This window comes from Vibrio sp. 10N.247.311.13 (genome assembly GCF_041467595.1).
GTDB classification, from domain to species: Bacteria; Pseudomonadota; Gammaproteobacteria; order Enterobacterales; family Vibrionaceae; genus Vibrio; species Vibrio crassostreae_C.
The window spans coordinates 40,048-59,105 of the sequence record NZ_JBFSUX010000001.1 but is presented as its reverse complement, the minus strand read 5'-3'; the positions used below and the strand labels follow the sequence as shown (position 1 = coordinate 59,105).

Here is a 19,058-nt window from a genome sequence, read left to right as displayed (position 1 = left end):
TTTGCACAAATAGCACAACGAGATTACACGTCATTCCCTACAGCGAGGTACGAGCGTGATAGGGAATCTCCTTGTAGAAGAATTATTCATCTTGGTGAATTGACCAAGACACAAAATTTGAGAGCAATCTAAACATGTCAAAAGTTGAATTTAACCCAGTAGACCATCCGCACCGTCGTTATAACCCATTAACAGGTCAATGGATCTTGGTATCACCGCACCGCGCAAAACGTCCGTGGAGCGGCCAAGATGAAAAGCCATCGACAGCGCAGCTTCCTGCGTATGAGAAAGAGTGTTTCTTGTGCCCAACCAATACGCGTATTTCGGGCGATGAAAACCCAGATTACGACGGCACTTATGTATTCAGTAATGATTTCGCGGCGTTGATGCCTGACTCACCTGATGCTCCAGAGTCTGATAACCCTCTATTCAAGACTCAAGGTGTACGTGGGTTGAGCCGCGTGATCTGTTTTTCTCCGGACCACAGCAAAACGCTGCCAGAGTTACCAGTAAACAAGATTCGCGGTGTTATCGACACATGGAATGAACAGATTGAAGAGCTAGGTAAAGACTACCTATGGGTTCAAGCGTTTGAAAACAAAGGCGAGACCATGGGCTGTTCTCAGCCTCATCCGCACGGTCAGATATGGGCAAACAGCTTTTTGCCCAACGAGATTGAACGCAAAGAGAAATTGTTAAAAGAGTACTTCGAACAACAAGGTTCTAATCTTTTAGTGGATTACGTTGAAGCTGAAATGAAAGACGGCTCTCGTACTGTGGTTGAAACCGAACATTGGATTGCTGTGGTGCCTTACTGGGCAGCGTGGCCATTTGAAACCATGTTGCTGCCAAAAACACACATCCGCCGTATGAGTGAACTGACTGACGAGCAGCGTGATGATTTAGCGCTTGCGATTAAGAAGCTTACCAGTCGTTACGACAACTTGTTCCAGTGTTCATTCCCTTACTCAATGGGCTGGCACTATGCACCGTTCTTCGAAGAAGGCACCGACATCGATCACTGGCAACTGCATGCGTTGTTCTACCCGCCACTGTTACGCAGTGCTTCGGTTCGTAAGTTCATGGTCGGCTACGAAATGCTGGCTGAGTCTCAGCGTGATTTAACTGCAGAACAAGCCGCGCAACGTCTGCGTGATTTGAGTGACGTTCACTATAAAGAGCAGGAATAGCCTACTTCGTAGATAACGAGCGAGATTCCTGATATCTCGTCCCTCGATTCTGGAATGACGGCAGGTGAAAGGCTGATGTTGTCATTCCCTACCGTGAGAGACGAATGAGATAGGGAATCTAAAAGAATTAAAGTGGTGCCGTGAAGGGGCCATAACCAATTGAACAAAGAGTTTAACCAGAGAGTTTACTTATGTCTGACCTAATCCAAAACGTGAAAGCATCTTTTGAGCAAGTCCTTGGTTACCAAGCGACTCATATTATCCAAGCACCAGGTCGTGTGAACCTGATCGGCGAGCACACTGACTACAACGATGGTTTTGTTCTACCGTGTGCCATTAACTACCAAACGGTAGTCGCCGCGGCTAAGCGTGACGACAACATTGTTCGCGTAGTATCAGTGGACTACGGTAATGCAGTCGATGAGTTCGATTTAACTCAAGAGATCACATTCCAACAAGACAAGATGTGGGCTAACTACATTCGTGGTGTGGTGAAGTGCTTAAAAGGTCGCGGCTTTGAATTTACAGGTGCAGACATCTCTGTAACGGGCAACGTGCCTCAAGGTGCAGGTTTAAGTTCTTCTGCGGCGCTGGAAGTGGTGATTGGTCAAACATTCAAGGTGCTTTATAACCTAGAGATCAGCCAAGCTGAAGTGGCGCTAAATGGTCAGCAGGCCGAAAACGAATTTGTGGGCTGTAACTGCGGCATCATGGACCAAATGATCTCTGCAGAAGGTCGCGCAAACCACGCGATGCTTTTGGATTGTCGTAGCCTAGAGACTCAAGCGGTTTCAATGCCAGAAGATATGGCTGTGGTTATCATTAACTCAAACAAGAAACGCGGCTTAGTCGACAGCGAATACAACACACGTCGTGAACAGTGTGAAGAAGCGGCGCGCATCTTTGGTGTTCCGGCACTTCGTGATGTGACCATTGAGCAATTCAAAGCGAAAGAGTCTGAATTGGATGAAATGGTCGCGAAACGTGCTCGTCACGTGATTACTGAAAATGACCGTACTGTTGAAGCGGCTCAAGCTCTACGCACTCATGATATGAAGCGTATGGGCGAGTTGATGGCTGAATCGCATGCATCAATGCGTGATGATTTTGAAATCACGGTGAAAGAGATTGATGCGCTGGTTGATATGGTCAAAGAAGTGATCGGTGAACAAGGTGGCGTGCGTATGACTGGCGGTGGTTTCGGTGGTTGTATTGTGGCATTGGTTCCACCTGCATTGGTTGATGAAATCAAAACAACCGTTGAACAGAAATATCAAGCGGCGACGGGGCTAAAAGAATCTATTTATGTGTGCCAAGCGAAAGACGGAGCAGGCTTAGTTGAAGTAATCTAACGGCTTCGAGACTTAATATAGAGCTTACCAAGTAAAAAGATCATGGTAGGCCAAATGCTAAAGCCTTTACTTCAGGTAGAGGCTTTTTACTGGCACTAGAAGGAATTTAGAATGACACAAGAGCAAAACCTGCATCAATCCATGGCGCAGACTCCAGCCTATGATGGCCAACCCGCTCAGTTAGTGACGCTATCAAATACGCATGGCATTCAAGTGACATTCATGGATATTGGTGCAACATGGTTGAGCTGTATCCTGCCAGTAAAGGGAAACAAAAGAGAAGTGTTGTTGGGTGTTAACTCAATGGAGAACTTCGATAAACAAGCCAGCTATATGGGCACAACCGTTGGCCGTTATGCTAACCGCATTGCTAATGGTCGTTTCAAAATTGATGGTCAGAATTACAAGCTGGAAACCAACCAAGCGGGCAATACCTTACATGGTGGCCCGAACGGATTTGATAAACGCCGTTGGAATATTGCCGAGCAAACCGAAACGTCAGTGGTGTTCACTCTAGAGTCTGCTGATGGCGACCAAGGATTCCCGGGGAATTTGAATGTGTCGGTACGTTATGACATCACTGAAGACAATCGAGTGTCCATTAATTACTCTGCAACCACAGACAGGCCGACTGTAGTCAACCTAACGAATCATGCGTACTTCAATCTACTTGGCGCTGAAGCTGGACACGATTGTTTGTCACACATTGTCAGTATCAATGCTAATCAGTTCTTACCGACCAATTCGGTGGGTATTCCGTTAGGTAACCTTAAATCAGTGAAATCGACCAGCTTTGACTTCAATCAGCCTATGATGATCTCAGAGCGTTTGTTGGGCGATGAACAGCAGAAAGCAGCAAAGGGTTACGACCACTCTTTCTTATTGGCTGATGGCTGCAAACGCACTCAATGCGCCGCGACCGTAACCTCACCGGATGCGCTCGTCACACTAAAAGTATTTTCAACCAAACCTGCGATGCAGCTATACACCGGAAACTGGCTTGGTGGTACACCAAACCGAAGTGGTGGCAGCTATGAAGACTACGCTGGTTTGGCGCTAGAAACCCAGTTCTTACCTGACTCTCCTAACCACCCAGAGTGGAAGCAGGACAGTTGTATTCTCAAGCCTGAACAAGAATATAACTACCGTACCTGTTACCAGTTTGAATTTTCGGGGGATTCTTCAAACTAGTACGCTCTAGCTCAAAACGGTTATGCCAATTGCTTTTGTTTGTGAATAGAACGATGTGAGTTATCGCGTTGTTCTTGGGGGATGAGCAAAAGTGGCGCTCAACGAGTGTGTGATTTATTAAGCGCGATTGTTGGGTATCAGAGTAAGGTAGGAAAGCCCTAACAGAAGCGATTCTGTTAGGGCTTTTTTTGTTTGTTGTTTGGTGAGTTGACCAGAGCTTAGATTTTCTCTACCGAATTACGGCGCACCAAAGTCGGAGAGAACATCATTGGCTCCGTTGAGGTGTTTTCACCTTTGGCTAAGTGCAACGCGAGTCGTGTCGCTTTCTCTGCCATCATCTGAATCGGGTAGCGAATAGTGGTGAGCTTTGGATGAACATAGCGGGCAATCAAACCATCATCGAAACCGATGATCGACATTTTGTCTGGCGCTTGAATACCGTTTTCATCAAGGACAGACAAAGCACCAGCTGCCATGTAATCGTTGTACGCCACAATGCCAGTGATTGGCAGTGACTTAGTCAGAAGGTTAGTCATGGCGTATTCGCCCCCGTCACTGGTCGGCGCTGAGTATTCAATATAGCTGTCAGAGAGCGCTATTTTGTAATCTGAGAGTGCCGCTAAGTAACCTTGGATACGCTCATCGGCATCTTCAATGCTATGCGATGAGGCGATACAGGCAATGTTCTTATGGCCATGGCGGATCAGATATTCCGTCGCAAGATACGCACCTTTTTTGTTGTCTAAGAAAATACAGTGGTTGGCAATCTCAGCAATATAACGGTTGATCAGTACTAAGCCTTTGACCTCTTTTGCATAGGCAATCAGTTCTTCGTCGGTGAGGCCTTTAGAGTGGATCACCAGGGCGTCACAACGGCTGTTAATCAGCAATTCAATCGCTTGTCTCTCTTCTTCACGATCGTGCGAGCCATTACCGACAAGGATATGTTTTCCGTTCTCACGAGCGACATTGTCGACAGCCTTAACCAGCGTGCCAAAAAAGGGATCGGAGATGTCACCGACCAATACACCAACAGTGTTCGTGCTTTGGCTTACCAGCGCTCGAGCATTGGCATTCGGTCGATAGCCAAGTTTAGACATCGCTTTAGTTACAGACTCTACCGAGCTTGCACTCGCCTTGGGAGACTTGTTGATCACTCGAGATACGGTTGCAACAGAAACACCAGCTTCCTTTGCTACATCTTTAATTGTTGCCATTTTTAACCTCTATACATTGCTTCATCTATTTAACACCGACAATGATAGTAAGGCAACGAAACTCTCATTTTACTTCCAGTAATGAGATCTTTACCGCTTGTAATTATTAGGCTTAATGCTAGTGTAAACATTTACATTTTACTTAATTTTAGTAAATGATTTAATGAGTGAAAATAAACCAATATAGGAAGTGAGAAATGGATACTGTCTCTTATGGTGACTTTGCTAAGTTAGAAATGCGTGTGGGTAAGATCATTGAGGTTGTGCGTCATGAAAACGCCGACAAGCTTTACATAGTGCAAGTGGATGTTGGTGACAAGACACTGCAAACGGTGACCAGCCTAGTCCCTTACTACACAGAAGAAGAGTTGATGGGTAAGCAGGTTGTTGTTTTGTGCAATCTAGCGAAGGCGAAGATGAGAGGCCACACTTCTGAGTGCATGTTGCTTTGTGCAGAAACGGAAGATGAATCTGAAAGTGTATTGCTAACACCTGAACGTGCGATGCCAGCAGGTATTCGTGTCGTTTAAGCTCACTTTAGGTTGGTGAGTCAATGTGTTCACCAACCTAAATCAACTAGCTGCGTACAGTTAGTATCAAGCCATCAATCACACTGTGATGGTGATCGGAAACCCCAGCAAGGTTGCCGTATTTAGGCTGGTGGCGATCATTTTCTAATGGGTGATGCCAACCTTGTGTGTGTTTAACGAAGTGCGCCGCAAAGCTTTCAGACACCTCTAAACATCCTGCCAATACCGTATCGACATAGGTTTGGACGATAGGGCTGTTTTCGCAAGGTGCTTCAATCTCGTCTTTGATGTAAACCCAGATAGATTGATCCTGTTTGAACTCATCTTGGCTTTCTATCTGAGAGGCCTTTAACTCGATTCGGTGATAACCACGCTCACGGCGATCAAACTCAGCCAGTGCAATATCATCCACCTCAAGCAACACACCATTCACTTGTCCCTCGCCGAGATTGACGATCAAAGGTGATAACACATAGCTGTCATCGATCTTGCTCCAATGGCGAATTAAGCCATGAACAATCGCAGGGATCGCTTGCCCTGTCTGACCGGTAAGCTGGCGTGAAGATGAGTTGATTAAACTGCCATAACCAAAAATATACATCGCATTCCTTGTCTGAGTTGTTCCATTTAAGTCTAGTCTTACTATATGTGGCGAGATACCAAAAGTCAGTAAGTTTCTATTTATACATCTATATGTCTTTATGACTCTTTTGGTTGTGTTTTTTTGACTTGTTTATTGGCTAGTGAATCTCGTGAGTCGCTGTTTTTACTGGTTTTATCTAATTGGCGCGTTTCATGCAGTGTTATCTGCATATTGCATCGGATTTGATGCATACAAAATTTGGTTTAGGTAATACCTTGGCCGCTTATCTGAGAATTAGGAGCGAGTTTGTTAAATATCACAGATAAAAGTGTAGAAGACGCGATTCCAGCCTACCTGCGTTTAGGCTTTCGACCTTTCTTCTTTTTAGGCAGTCTCTATGCCGTGATTGCGATTGTCGCTTGGGTCATCATGTTCCAAAACGGTCAGCCTGAGATTTTAAAAGTTCCCGCACTGTGGTGGCACGTGCATGAGATGCTGTTTGGTTTCTCAATGGCGATAGTGGTCGGTTTTGTGTTAACGGCAGTACAAACGTGGACGGGTGTCAATGGCACCAAGCATTATCGATTAGCTGCGCTAGTCGGTTTGTGGCTCGCACCTCGTATTCTGTTTTGGACACCCGCTCCGTTATGGCTGATCTCGTCGGTTGAGGCGCTGTTCTTAATCTTCGCCGCCTACGAAATTGGTTTCCGAGTCGTGAAGTCGAAAGGCTGGAAGAATCTATTCTTTGTGCCACTGTTTATATTGGCTATCGTGGCGAACTTTGCTAGTTACGCGACCATTAAGGGGATGCCTCCATTCCCATCGTCTGCAGTTTGGCAGGCTATGTTGTGGTGGTTTACCTTGCTGTTATCAGTGATGGGTGGGCGAGTGCTCCCATTCTTTACAGCGCGTCGTTTTGATTTCGAAAAAGTGCAGCCCTTGGTTTGGTTGGAATGGTTAGCCAATCTACCTTTGGTTGGCTTATTTGTGTTGAGCTTCTTCCCATTGACCTTTGCTCAAGTCGGCAATGAGTTGATGGTATTTGCAGGTGTGACACAGTTGGTGCGCTTTATCCGCTGGAAGCCTTGGACAACACTATCAGAACCCTTGGTGTGGTCGCTGCATGCGGCTTACCTATGTATCCCTCTCAGCTTGCTGTTACGCGGTTTGATAGATAACCCGTTCGCGAGCCATAACATGCTGCACCTGTTTGCGATTGGCGGTTTGAGTGGGTTAATTCTGGCGATGATCACGCGAGTGACAATGGGACATACTGGCCGTGCTATCTATAAAGGGCCAAGTATGGCTTTGGCGTTCTCGGCTATATTTATCGCGGCACTCGTTCGTAGTTTAGGTGTGACATTCTTCCCGGCGTATTTATTTGAGATGGTCAATATCAGCGCGGGTTTATGGACGTTAGCGTTCGGTCTATTTATCTGGAAATTTGGGATGATGCTGTTAACGCCAAGAGTGGATGGTCACCCGGGCTAAGCCAATTAGTTATCTATTGATATAGATAGGGAAGCTCAGAGCTTCCCTTTTTGATCTTGATAACTCATTAAGTACTCGCAGCAAGGTATTGGCGTACCTGTGTGATGAGATCTTCCTTGGCGTGAGGCGAGATAAAACTGGCTTCGATGGCATTAATACTGAACTGCGCCAATTCGTTTTTGGTCACTGGGTGAGCATTGGCGACGGCGAGGAAGTTATCATTCATATAGCCGCCGAAGTAAGCCGGATCATCGGAATTGATGGTGACGCACAGCCCTTTTCTCAGCAACTCGACGATGTTGTGCTCTTGCATGGTCTCAAACACCTTGAGCTTGGTATTCGACAGCGGGCAGACGGTCAGTGGTGTACGTTTTGCTATTAGCTGTTCCATCAACTCTTCATCTTCTACACAGCGAACGCCATGATCAATTCGGGTAATGCCTAGCAAGCTCAGTGCGTCGCTAATATTTTGTGCTGGGCCTTCTTCTCCGGCGTGCGCGACAGTCAGAAAGCCTTGGTTGATCGCTTCTTGGAATACATGTTTAAACTTCTCTGGTGGATTGCCCTGTTCTGATGAATCTAACCCAACGGCAATGATCTTATCTTTATAAGGAAGGGCTTGTTTGAGTGTTTCAAAAGCGCTGTCTTCATCGAGATGACGCAGAAAGCACATGATCAGTTGGCTGCTGATACCAAGCTCTTGCTCCACTTGATTCAAAGCTCGAGTAATCCCGTCAACGATGACTTCAAAGTCAATGCCGCGTTCAGTGTGAGTCTGAGGGTCGAAGAAGATCTCAGTATGAACCACATTATCTTGCTGACACTTCAACAGATAAGCCCACGTCAGGTCGTAGAAATCTTGTTCATGAATCAGTACGTTTGCACCTTGGTAATAGATATCGAGAAAGGATTGAAGATTGTGGAACTGGTACGCGTCTCGAACTTGGTCTGGGGTCTCAAAGGGAATCGACAGGTTATTACGCTTGGCGAGTTGGAACATCAGCTCTGGCTCTAATGTGCCTTCTATATGTAAGTGCAGCTCAACTTTGGGTAAATTTTTGATGAAGCTATCCATAGCAACTCCTTAGCTATTTTAATTATGAGCGGAGTAGGTGAGACAGTAGAGTCTATAAACCTGAGCAAGCAGGTATCTCTTTCATTTATCTCTGTTTGAGCATAGTTCATTTCATTGTTATCGATAAAATAGGATAGAAGTTGATGGTGAACCGAGAGTTATGAACCGATTGAAATTAGGCGCAAACGATTTGCAGCATTGGAGTGTGATCCGCTGCAAATATTTGCAGCAATATTCATTGATTTGTGCTCTAATACCGCGCTTACCAAGGGATGGTGTTAAAAGATGCTCACTTAGATGGAGTTATCAAAGTTGACCGATCCCTTAATGATCTCCCTTAGGAAAAAATAGAACATGTCTAAGAACAAAAAATTTGATATCCGCCTTACAGAAAAACGCAACGGTTGGTGTGCAGAGATTACTCGTCAAGTAACGTCTCGCAGCACTACAGTATCTAAGCGTGAGTCTGGTTTCGAAACTGAAGCTCTAGCACAAGAGTGGGCAGAGAAAGAGCTAGCATCTTTCATCGCTAACCAAGCTGAACGTAACGAGCGTAAATCAGAGCAGCGTAAAGAGCGTGACGAACTACGTCACACTAAAGAGCTTAAAGCTGAGCAAGCACGTGAAGCGCGCGCTAAAGCTCGTGCAGAAGAGCAACAAGACGCTGAATAATTCAGTGCATGACTAATTTATAGATCCCTTAATTTTAAGATAAGGGATTTGTGAAAAAAAAGCCCCGATACAACTTTTTTCTTTCGAGTTAAAAGTGTTTTGGGGCTTTTTAGTTTGTGGAGTTCTGTTTTATTGTGTTTAAGAGCTCGGTTTGGCTTCTCGCTTTTAACGTCGAGCTCTTAAACTGTTAAGCATTGTCTGATCAGTTATTCAGTGCAGTTAGCCAATCGTCTTCTGCCACTTCTTCAATGTAGCTTTCTACTGATTGTCCTACTTCTTCATCGTCTTGCTTGAAGTAAGCGATGTGGAACACAGCATCACCTTCGTTGACCAAAGGCAGAGTTTGCTGACCAATCACGATACCGCCTTTGGTTGTGATCACTTGGCCTTCTTGGTGACCCAATGGAGAGCTGATGTAAGCAAGGGTTTGTCCTGCTTCAACCTGTTCGCCAAGTCTTACCATGTTACGCAAAATACCGTCTGATTCAGCGCGGATCCAGCTGGTGGATTTACTCAATACTGGCTCTGGTAACTTCTTACGGTTAGGGCGCAGCATGCCGATTTCTTTCATCACTTGATGCACGCCAAGGTAACCCGCACGAATCGCGAGGTGATCAAAACGCAGCGCTTCACCACCTTCGTAAGTTAATACAGGAATACCCAGTTTTTCCGCTTCGCTACGCAGTGAACCGTCGCGCAGTGGAGAATCAATAATCACGGGTGTTGCGAACGCTTTTGCGATGCGCAGTGTCTCAGGGTTCGATAGGTTTGCACGAATCTGTGGCAGATTGGTACGGTGAATCGCGCCCGTGTGTAGATCCAGAATGTAATCACAGTGCTTTGCCACGTTCTCAAAGAAGGTGTAAGCGATACGTGATGTTAACGATCCTTTCTCACTGCCAGGGAAGCAACGGTTTAGGTCACGACGGTCTGGTAGGTAACGAGATTTATGGATAAAGCCAAATACGTTAACGATAGGCACAACAATTAATGTCCCTTTCAGTTTCTTTGGATCAATCGCATTGGTCAGTTGTCGTGCAATCTCAACACCGTTTAGCTCATCGCCGTGGATAGCCGCATTTACCATCAGTGTTGGGCCTGCTTGGCGACCGTGAATAATTTCAATCGGGATCGAAAGTGGAGAATGCGTGTAAAGCTGAGCCGCTTGCAGTTCAATCTCCATTCGCTGTCCTGGCTGAACAGTATAACCAAGTAATTCGAATGGTTGATTAGGTTTTAGTCTTGCCATTTAGGTTGTTCTCAACATGGTGATAATTCGTTAACACGGAATGTAGCAATCGTTGATTTTTAGTACGAATCAATCGCTTTACGGTGACGACAAAAGTTTTTTATGAAGGGGCTTCTGAATTGGTTTCAGTTTTTTATCTGGCTAATTGAAGGGTGTTTAAAATTTTGAATTTTATGACAATACATTAACTTAGAGCTGATATTTGTCATTCAGTTCGTTGGTATTATCCACCGCCATTTTTTGGCGGCCAAATTCAAATATTGAGATCAAAATGAAAAAAACAATTTCAAAAGTTGTAGCACTAGCGGTGGTATCTGTTGCTTTATCTGGCTGTGTTGGTAGCAACGCAGTAACGGGTTACCTAATGAAGTTCAACATCAAGGCTGTTGATAACCGTTACGCTCGTGGTGGTTTGAACATTCTACTTGCACCTGCATACGGTCTAACAGTTGCTGCCGATTACATAGTATTCAACTCACTAGAGTTCTGGACTGGTAGCAACCCACTAACAGGTGCTCCGCACATCTTTGATACTAAGACTGATACTTACCTAGACATCAACCACCAACTTGATCCGTCGCTAACGGAAGCGCCAGTGGGTCCTATCACGAGTGCAGATGTGATCGAAAAAGGTCAAATGCAGCAGATTGATGAAAACACGATCCAAATGGACATTACTTACCAGTCTGGTGAGCGTGCGACGTTAATCGGTGTTCGTGATGGCGAGATGGTGACGTACTTCATCGATGGCGAAGTTGTGGCACAAACTTCAATTGATGAGCTAGAAAGCTACGCGGCTTCACGCGCTTAATTGTTTATTTAGTCACAAGTAGTAGCTACAAAGATTAGATACAAAAACAGGTACTCATTGAGTACCTGTTTTATTTTGTCTCAGATAAACGGTGTTTACTGTAAAACACCATTTACTGAACAAACATAGCTTATCGAATTAAGCTTTTTCTGGGATCGCTTCAAGCAATGCAACCATTTGGTTCCAGAATAGCTCAACGGTGTCGATCTTCACTTTCTCATCAGGAGAGTGCGGAAACTTGATGGTTGGGCCGAAAGAAACCATATCCATGTTCGGGTAAGGTTCTTTGAATAGACCACACTCAAGACCAGCATGGATAACCATGATGTTTGGCTTGTGACCGTAGATACCTTCGTACATGTCACGGAAGATATGCATGATTTCTGAATCTGCGTCTGGTTTCCAACCTGGGTAAGCACCAGAGAACGCGATGTTAGCGCCTGCTAGTTCAGCAACAGAGTGAAGCATGCTTTCTACTTGGCTACGACCTGAATCGATAAGAGAGCGGATCAGGCAAAGTACTGTGATTGAGTTCTCTTCTGTTGTGATAACACCTACGTTTAGAGACGTTTCCACAACACCTTCAATCTCGTCACTCATACGAATCACGCCGTTTGGACATGCGTTAAGTGCCGCGATAAAGCGAGCTTGGTCTGCTGACGCAAGTGCGCCCATTTCTACAGAAGCTTCTTCATTGAAAGTCACGATGCTGTCTTCTACTTTACCTAGCTCTGTTGAAAGCAGCTCAGTGTAGTAGTTGTATAGTGAAGCCAGTTTTTCTTGGTTTGCCGCAGGAACAGCAACCGTTACGAAACCTTCACGAGGGATCGCGTTACGAAGGCTACCACCTTTGAATTCGACGATGCGAAGGTCTAGCTCTTTTGCGTGACCCGCTAGGAAGCGAGCAAGCAGTTTGTTTGCGTTTGCACGACCTGTGTGGATGTCACAACCAGAGTGACCGCCTTTTAGGCCTTTTAGCGTTAGCTTACGTGTTACGAAGTCAGCTGGAATCGCATTACGAGCAATTTCAAATGTCATTGCGCCGTCGATACCGCCAGCACAACCCATGTACACTTCGCCTTCTTGCTCTGAATCGGTGTTAAGAAGGATATCGCCTTCTAACCAACCCGCTTCAAGACCGAAAGCACCAGTCATGCCTGCTTCTTCATCTACTGTTAGTAGAACTTCGATAGGGCCGTGCTGGATTTCGTTTGAAGCAAGAACCGCTAGGCAAGAAGCCATGCCCATGCCGTTATCAGCGCCAAGCGTTGTGCCTTTAGCTGTAACCCACTCACCATCAATGTATGGTTGAATTGGATCTTTAGCAAAGTCATGAACTGTGTCTTCGTTCTTTTGTGGAACCATATCGATGTGAGCTTGTAGCACTACACCTTTTTTGTTTTCCATACCCGCCGTTGCTGGCTTTTTGATGAATACGTTACCCGTTGGGTCACGACGTACATCTAGGCCTTGCTCTGTTGCCCAAGCAATAATGTATTGAGCAAGCTCTTCTTCATGCTTAGAAGGGTGTGGGATTGAGCAAATCTTATCGAAGAACTGCCAGATAGGGGCAGGGGATAATTTACTGATCTCAGAATGGAATTCAGACACGGATGACTCCTTTTTTATTTAATAACCATATATTTAGGTTTTGTATGGGGAAAAACCTAGAACAAAAATCTAAAATATGGGTCTGTTTTGATGGCAACAGCATACCACTTGAGCGTTTTGACGAGTAGCGGTTCTAAACCTCAAATAGCTCAAATTTTGAAAGCGATCTTGTCCATCTGATCACAGCTAAGCGCCTTGATGCTTATAAATGGAGCAGGCAAACGTTTGTTTAATTCTATTTTGTAGTTTTATTACAAAATAAGTTTGCAAAATAACCGTAAATGGCCAAAAATGTGACGTATAGCAAAAAATACTTGTAATCTTTTTTCTTTAGGGTATATTAATAACCAACTTCTGAGATGAAGAGTAAATGCTCAAAGGATGAGTCCGTTTTATCGCCTCCAAGGAACCGAGAAATCAAATTCGTTTTTTATTGATTTATTAAGGTGATAGTTATGAAAGGTTTACCATCTGCAATGTTCTGGATTAACAGCTCTGTTTACACTAGCAACTTTGCATACCCTACAAGCTTTGGTTACTAATACCGTAAGCATGTAACTCGAACAGTTTTGTTCACCCCTATATATTGGAATTCTTTTACAGCCCTTTTGGTTGACAGATTCTACCGCCACTCAGTTTTGAGTGGCGTTTTTTTTGCCTGCTACTTTTCCAAACCGCTTTCGCTTGTCACTTTCCTTGCTGTTCTGCGTGGTTGTTTTTTAAACGCCGAAATATCAATTTGCGCCTTATTACTGATCCTGTTGAAAAATACATAACTATTGTGAGTTTGAATTCAGAATTTACTGGCTAGATTATCAATGAAAATAACCGATGGTAGAAAAAACAACCAACTAGTTTTAGTGAGTCTATTGTTGTTAATTGTTTGTTTTTAATGGTTATTTATCGATGATATCTTCATTTTTAATCGCTTTGTTTCATACGGCATTCTGATAAATATCGATTAGAGCCTTAATTCTATCTGGAATTTGTTATTTGATAACTTTATAATCCACAGCCAATCGATTACGCAACCGTTTACTTTTTACCCTTATAGGATTCGATAATGTTCGAAAAGCTATTCAAACTCAGTGAAAATGGCACCAATGTGCGCACTGAAATCATCGCAGGTCTAACAACCTTCCTAACAATGGCTTACATCATTTTTGTAAACCCAATGATTCTAGCTGATGCTGGTATGGACCATGGCGCTGTATTTGTAGCAACCTGTTTAGCGGCTGCTATTGGCTGTTTCATCATGGGCTTTGTTGCTAACTACCCAATTGCTCAAGCTCCAGGCATGGGTTTGAACGCATTCTTTACCTACGCTGTTGTAATGGGTATGGGTTATACGTGGCAAGTTGCTCTGGCAGCGGTTTTCGTATCAGGCGTAATCTTCATCTTCTTAAGCATCTTTAAGATCCGTGAATGGATTATCAACTCGATCCCTATGTCTCTGCGTGTTGGTATCTCTGCAGGTATCGGTCTTTTCCTAGCGTTTATTGCGCTTAGCAATGCAGGCATCGTTGTTTCTAACCCAGCAACTAAAGTTTCACTGGGCGACATTACCGCGATTGCTCCTATCCTAGGCTCACTTGGTTTCTTCCTAACGATTGCTCTTGTTCACCGTGGCGTGAAAGGGGCAGTAATGATTGCGATTCTAGCTATCACAGCTCTTGGCATTGTTATTGGTGACGTTCAATACGGCGGCATCATGTCTACACCACCAAGCCTTGCTCCTACATTCATGCAGCTTGATTTCTCTGCTGTATTTGAAATCGGTATGATTTCAGTGGTATTCGCGTTCTTGTTCGTCGATTTGTTCGATACAGCGGGTACTCTGGTTGGTGTTGCAACGAAAGCAAACCTAATCAAAGAAGACGGCAAACTACCTCGCTTGAACAAAGCACTGCTTGCTGACTCTACAGCAACATCTATTGGTGCACTGCTAGGTACATCAAATACTACTTCTTATGTTGAGAGTGTTGCGGGTGTTGCTGAAGGCGGCCGTACCGGTCTAACGGCTGTTGTTGTTGGTATCTTATTCCTACTGGCTCTTTTCTTCTCGCCACTTGCAGGTATGATTCCGGCTTACGCAACATCAGGTGCACTTTTCTATGTAGCAATTCTGATGATGTCTGGCCTAGTTGGCATTGATTGGCGTGATCTTACGGAAGCAGCACCAGTCGTGGTAACATGTCTGCTTATGCCGCTGACGTACTCTATCGCTGAGGGTATCTCACTAGGTTTCATCGCTTACGCTGCAATTAAGCTGCTAAGTGGTAAAGGTCGCGACGTTTCACCTGCTGTGTGGGTAATGTCGGCTATCTTTATTCTTAAATACATTTTCGCTTAATCGTCTAGATTTCTGCTTAATCGCTGAAGAGGCTATGTTTGAAATAGCCTCTAATAACATGACAAAATTATTAGGTTTTATACTATGAGCAACAAATTCGTTATCACTTGGGACAACATGCAGACTTACTGCCGTCAACTTGCTGAAAAGCAAATGCCAGCAGAGCAGTGGAAAGGCATCTGGGCAGTAAGCCGTGGTGGTTTGGTTCCTGGTGCAATCTTGGCTCGTGAGCTAGGTATTCGTCACGTAGATACGATTTGTATTTCTAGCTACGACCACGATCACCAACGTGATATGACAGTAGTTAAAGCACCTGAAGGTGACGGCGAAGGCTTCCTAATCGTTGAAGACTTGGTTGATAGTGGTGACACTGCACGTAAGCTTCGCGAAATGTACCCTAAAGCGAAACTGATCGCTGTATGTGCAAAACCATCTGGCGCTGATTTGCTAGACGAGTACATTGTTGATATCGCTCAAGATACATGGATTGAGCAACCTTGGGATACTAGCCTAAGCTACGTAGAGCCAGTAAATCGCAAGTCAAAATAAGCGTAAACTTAGTTTTTTGAGAAATGACCCTTTATAGGGTCATTTTTTTTTATATTATTAGTAACAACCATTTCTTATTAAGTATTCCAATGTCTGAACCAGAAGAAACGAGCTCGAACCTTTCGGAAACTTTGTTTGTAAAGCACAAGCAAGCGAAAGAGACCTCAATGTTGACACAATACATGCCAAGCTCTGAAGCGCTATTGGATGAGAAACGTGAACAGCAAAACTCATCATGGTATCGAAACCTAAGACGTCTTCAGTGGGTATGGCAAGGCGTTAATCCAATAGAGCAGGAAGCGGTATTGGCTCGCATCGCGTCATCAGATAACTCTCGTACAACCGATGAGTGGCTTGATACGGTCATGGGTTACCGAAGTGGTAACTGGGCATACGAATGGACCAAGCTGGGTATGCAGCATCAAAATCGTTCTAATGAGAAGAATGGTGAAGAGATGGCTGAAGAGCTATTTTCCGCATCGTTGTGCTTCAGTATTGCGGGTTACCCACACCTCAAGAACGACAACTTGGCAGCTCAGGCTCAAGTGTTGGCCAACGCAGCGTATTCTGAAGCGATCAAGCACACTAAGTTGATCGTCAAGCAGATTGATATTCCATACCAAAACAAGAAGATCAAAGCGAACTTGCATCTAACCAAGACAGATAAACCACAACCGGTTGTGATTGTCAGCGCGGGTCTAGATAGCTTGCAAACCGATATGTGGCGCCTGTTTAGGGATTATTTAGCACCTAAGAACATTGCTATGTTAACGGTAGACATGCCATCAATAGGGCACAGTGCACATTGGCCGTTAACAGAAGACTCATCTTGTCTTCACCAAGCAGTGCTGAATGAATTGCCTAACATCCCATGGGTCGATCACCACAAAGTCGGCTTGTTTGGTTTCCGCTTCGGTGGCAATGCGATGGTGAGATTATCTTTCCTCGAGCAACATAAGATTAAAGCGTGTATTTCTTTAGGCGCGCCAATTCACGATATCTTTGTTCATGCAGACAAACTTAAGCAGATGCCTAAAATGCATCTAGATGTGTTGGCTTCGCGCCTTGGTAAAGGGGCGGTCGATATCAATAGCCTTTCTGGGCAGTTGATGGCGTGGTCACTCAAGGTACAAGGTTTGCTGTCAAACAGTAAAACCAGTGTTCCTATCTTGGCATTGGCTCTGGAAGGCGACCCGGTTTCACCGCCAATGGATAATCAACTGGTTGCTATTTACAGTGATTACGGAAAAGCGAAGAAAATCAAAGCTAAGTCAATTACACAAGGTTATGAGCAATCCCTCGAATTGGCGATAAAGTGGCTTGAGGATGAATTATTTAGATGACATTTCTCCTAAATTAGTTAAGCATGAAAAATGTACAAACTAAGTACCTGATACTCAGAGGTCATTTATAAAATCCAAATGCGTAGTTTCTACGTATAACAGTCTGAGTAACGTCATTCTTAACATTGAAAATGGAGATTCAATATGTCAGAAGTGACACAACAACCTACGCATTACCGCTTGTTGAATGTTTTAAAGGCGATCGGGCCTTACTTAAGGGAACCGCAATCAGAAGAAGGCCACTATATCTTTGATTGCTTGTCTGTATGTGTGAACGATAAAAAATCACCAGAAGAACGCGAGTTCTGGGGCTGGTGGCTGGAATTGGATAAGTCGGAAGAGGGATATTCGGCGAAGTACAATATCGGCAAGTACAACATCGATGGTAACTGGGATTCTTTGCCGTTACCTAAAAAGGCGGTCGCTGAGGTCTCTCGAACTCAAGAAGCCTTCCACAAGAAACTGGTTGATGAACTTCAAAGTAAGTTTGAAATCAGTATCCAATTAGACGAAGAGTCTGTCGAATTCGTCTAATTTTAAAGGTTACTCTTCTATATAAAGCAAAAAGGTGCGATTTCGCACCTTTTCTGCTTGTGAATTCCCCTTTTGATTGCTAAAACATCACCTCTTATTTGTTTTATCCATAAAAGACTTCATGACAACAAATCATCAAAGCGGGACAACAACACAGCGTAAAACTGTCGTTGTTAAACTGGGTACCAGTGTCTTAACTGGTGGAACATTGGCATTAGACCGCGCTCATATGGTTGAGCTGGTTCGTCAATGTGCTGAATTAAAAAAACAAGGCCACTCTGTGGTTATGGTTTCGTCTGGTGCAATTGCAGCAGGACGTGAGCACCTTGGTTACCCCGCACTTCCCAACTCAATGGCGAGCAAACAGTTGCTTGCGGCAGTTGGGCAAAGTCAGTTGATTCAAGTTTGGGAGTCTTTGTTTGCTATCTATGGCCTTAAGATTGGCCAGATGCTACTGACTCGTGCTGATCTCGATGATCGCGAGCGTTTTCTTAATGCACGTGACACGATCAACGCACTGGTTGAGCACGATATTATTCCGGTAGTAAACGAAAACGACGCAGTAGCAACCAACGAAATTAAAGTGGGCGACAATGATAACTTGTCGGCCTTAGTGGGTATTTTGTGCGGTGCTGATAAGCTTTTGCTACTAACAGACCAAAAAGGCCTGTTTACGGCTGACCCTCGTAAAGATCCAAATGCTGAGCTCATCAAAGAAGTGAAAACCATTGATGACACGCTGCGTAAGATCGCAGGTGGCAGCGGTACTACGTTGGGTACTGGCGGCATGGCGACAAAACTGCAGGCGGCTGACATTGCTCGTCGCGCAGGCATCGAAGTGATTATTGCTGCGGGCAGTGCTGAAAATGTGGTGTTTGATTCACTGAGTGATAACCCACAAGGCACACGTTTCTTGCCTTTAGCGGAAGCGCTTGAAAACCGTAAACGCTGGATTTTAGCGGGCCCTGCTTCAGCAGGTGACATCGTGGTTGACGACGGCGCAGTAAACGCAGTCAACACCAAAGGCAGCAGCTTGTTGGCGAAAGGGGTTGTTCGAGTTAAAGGCGAATTCTCTCGTGGTGAAGTTACCCAAGTCACAGACAGCAAAGGCAAAGTAATTGCGCGTGGTATCGCCAGTTATTCAAGCCAAGACCTAGCAAAAATTGCAGGCAAGCACAGTAAAGATATTGGCGACATCCTTGGATACGATTATGGGTCAGAAGTCATTCACCGTGACGACCTAGTTGTAATCCAAGAGTAGCTCGTGATGATAAGGTGAATCACCTTTTTGCATCCAAAGACAGACA

At 44.7% G+C, this 19,058-nt stretch carries 17 protein-coding genes; 12 read left to right on the top strand and 5 right to left on the bottom strand.

The window, feature by feature from the left end; translation table 11 throughout:
* Nucleotides 1–134: 134 nt before the first annotated feature.
* The 3 genes from AB6E52_RS00270 to galM all read left to right on the top strand — a co-directional run bounded on the left by AB6E52_RS00270 (nt 135) and on the right by galM (nt 3,733).
* A complete protein-coding gene (locus AB6E52_RS00270) occupies nt 135–1,190 on the top strand; it encodes a UDP-glucose--hexose-1-phosphate uridylyltransferase (RefSeq protein ID WP_017060800.1) in 1,056 nt (351 codons plus the stop codon).
* 191 nt (nt 1,191–1,381) lie between these two features.
* Nucleotides 1,382–2,542, top strand: a complete 1,161-nt coding sequence (gene galK / locus AB6E52_RS00265) for a galactokinase (RefSeq protein WP_017060799.1) — start codon at nt 1,382–1,384, stop codon at nt 2,540–2,542.
* A gap of 111 nt (nt 2,543–2,653) precedes the next feature.
* Nucleotides 2,654–3,733, top strand: a complete 1,080-nt coding sequence (galM, locus tag AB6E52_RS00260; protein ID WP_102319941.1) for a galactose-1-epimerase — start codon at nt 2,654–2,656, stop codon at nt 3,731–3,733.
* A gap of 218 nt (nt 3,734–3,951) precedes the next feature.
* Here the strand turns inward: galM and AB6E52_RS00255 are convergent, their stop codons facing one another.
* On the bottom strand, nt 3,952–4,950 hold the full coding sequence (locus AB6E52_RS00255) for a substrate-binding domain-containing protein (protein WP_102319942.1): 999 nt from the start codon (nt 4,948–4,950) through the stop codon (nt 3,952–3,954).
* Between the two features lie 197 nt (nt 4,951–5,147).
* Here AB6E52_RS00255 and AB6E52_RS00250 point away from each other — a divergent pair, with 197 nt between their 5' ends.
* Nucleotides 5,148–5,480 carry a tRNA-binding protein gene (locus AB6E52_RS00250; RefSeq protein ID WP_017060796.1) on the top strand — a complete coding sequence of 111 codons (333 nt, stop codon included), beginning with the start codon at nt 5,148–5,150 and terminating at the stop codon, nt 5,478–5,480.
* A 46-nt stretch (nt 5,481–5,526) separates the two neighbouring features.
* Here AB6E52_RS00250 and AB6E52_RS00245 read toward each other — a convergent pair whose 3' ends face one another.
* On the bottom strand, nt 5,527–6,081 hold the full coding sequence (locus AB6E52_RS00245; protein ID WP_017063327.1) for a gamma-glutamylcyclotransferase family protein: 555 nt from the start codon (nt 6,079–6,081) through the stop codon (nt 5,527–5,529).
* A gap of 288 nt (nt 6,082–6,369) precedes the next feature.
* Here AB6E52_RS00245 and AB6E52_RS00240 point away from each other — a divergent pair, with 288 nt between their 5' ends.
* Nucleotides 6,370–7,554 (top strand): NnrS family protein, encoded by a 1,185-nt coding sequence (locus AB6E52_RS00240; RefSeq protein ID WP_102319943.1) that lies wholly within the window; start codon nt 6,370–6,372, stop codon nt 7,552–7,554.
* A 67-nt stretch (nt 7,555–7,621) separates the two neighbouring features.
* On the opposite strand, the gene AB6E52_RS00235 is transcribed toward AB6E52_RS00240, so the two are convergent.
* Nucleotides 7,622–8,629, bottom strand: a complete 1,008-nt coding sequence (locus tag AB6E52_RS00235; RefSeq protein ID WP_102319944.1) for an adenosine deaminase — start codon at nt 8,627–8,629, stop codon at nt 7,622–7,624.
* A 354-nt stretch (nt 8,630–8,983) separates the two neighbouring features.
* Here AB6E52_RS00235 and AB6E52_RS00230 point away from each other — a divergent pair, with 354 nt between their 5' ends.
* Nucleotides 8,984–9,301, top strand: a complete 318-nt coding sequence (locus AB6E52_RS00230) for a DUF3622 domain-containing protein (protein WP_017069509.1) — start codon at nt 8,984–8,986, stop codon at nt 9,299–9,301.
* 202 nt (nt 9,302–9,503) lie between these two features.
* Here the strand turns inward: AB6E52_RS00230 and AB6E52_RS00225 are convergent, their stop codons facing one another.
* Nucleotides 9,504–10,550: a succinylglutamate desuccinylase/aspartoacylase family protein gene (locus AB6E52_RS00225; protein WP_017060792.1), complete on the bottom strand. Its 1,047-nt coding sequence runs from the start codon at nt 10,548–10,550 to the stop codon at nt 9,504–9,506.
* A 271-nt stretch (nt 10,551–10,821) separates the two neighbouring features.
* Here AB6E52_RS00225 and AB6E52_RS00220 point away from each other — a divergent pair, with 271 nt between their 5' ends.
* Nucleotides 10,822–11,361: a DUF3332 family protein gene (locus AB6E52_RS00220; protein WP_017069508.1), complete on the top strand. Its 540-nt coding sequence runs from the start codon at nt 10,822–10,824 to the stop codon at nt 11,359–11,361.
* Nucleotides 11,362–11,499: 138 nt separating this feature from the next.
* Here the strand turns inward: AB6E52_RS00220 and AB6E52_RS00215 are convergent, their stop codons facing one another.
* Nucleotides 11,500–12,972 carry an aminoacyl-histidine dipeptidase gene (locus AB6E52_RS00215; RefSeq protein ID WP_017060790.1) on the bottom strand — a complete coding sequence of 491 codons (1,473 nt, stop codon included), beginning with the start codon at nt 12,970–12,972 and terminating at the stop codon, nt 11,500–11,502.
* A gap of 1,063 nt (nt 12,973–14,035) precedes the next feature.
* On the opposite strand from AB6E52_RS00215, the gene AB6E52_RS00210 reads away from it, so the two are divergent.
* From AB6E52_RS00210 to proB, 5 genes are all read left to right on the top strand, one after another.
* A complete protein-coding gene (locus AB6E52_RS00210) occupies nt 14,036–15,325 on the top strand; it encodes an NCS2 family permease (protein WP_017060789.1) in 1,290 nt (429 codons plus the stop codon).
* Nucleotides 15,326–15,409: 84 nt separating this feature from the next.
* Complete coding sequence (gene tet(34), locus AB6E52_RS00205) at nt 15,410–15,874, top strand: oxytetracycline resistance phosphoribosyltransferase domain-containing protein Tet(34) (RefSeq protein ID WP_009847475.1); 465 nt, start codon at nt 15,410–15,412, stop codon at nt 15,872–15,874.
* An 89-nt stretch (nt 15,875–15,963) separates the two neighbouring features.
* On the top strand, nt 15,964–17,217 hold the full coding sequence (frsA, locus tag AB6E52_RS00200; protein WP_017060788.1) for an esterase FrsA: 1,254 nt from the start codon (nt 15,964–15,966) through the stop codon (nt 17,215–17,217).
* Nucleotides 17,218–17,361: 144 nt separating this feature from the next.
* The gene (crl, locus tag AB6E52_RS00195) at nt 17,362–17,751 is read left to right on the top strand and encodes a sigma factor-binding protein Crl (protein WP_017060787.1); all 390 of its coding nucleotides are present in this window, start codon (nt 17,362–17,364) and stop codon (nt 17,749–17,751) included.
* Between the two features lie 76 nt (nt 17,752–17,827).
* On the top strand, nt 17,828–19,012 hold the full coding sequence (proB, locus tag AB6E52_RS00190) for a glutamate 5-kinase (protein WP_012604650.1): 1,185 nt from the start codon (nt 17,828–17,830) through the stop codon (nt 19,010–19,012).
* Nucleotides 19,013–19,058 lie beyond the last annotated feature (46 nt).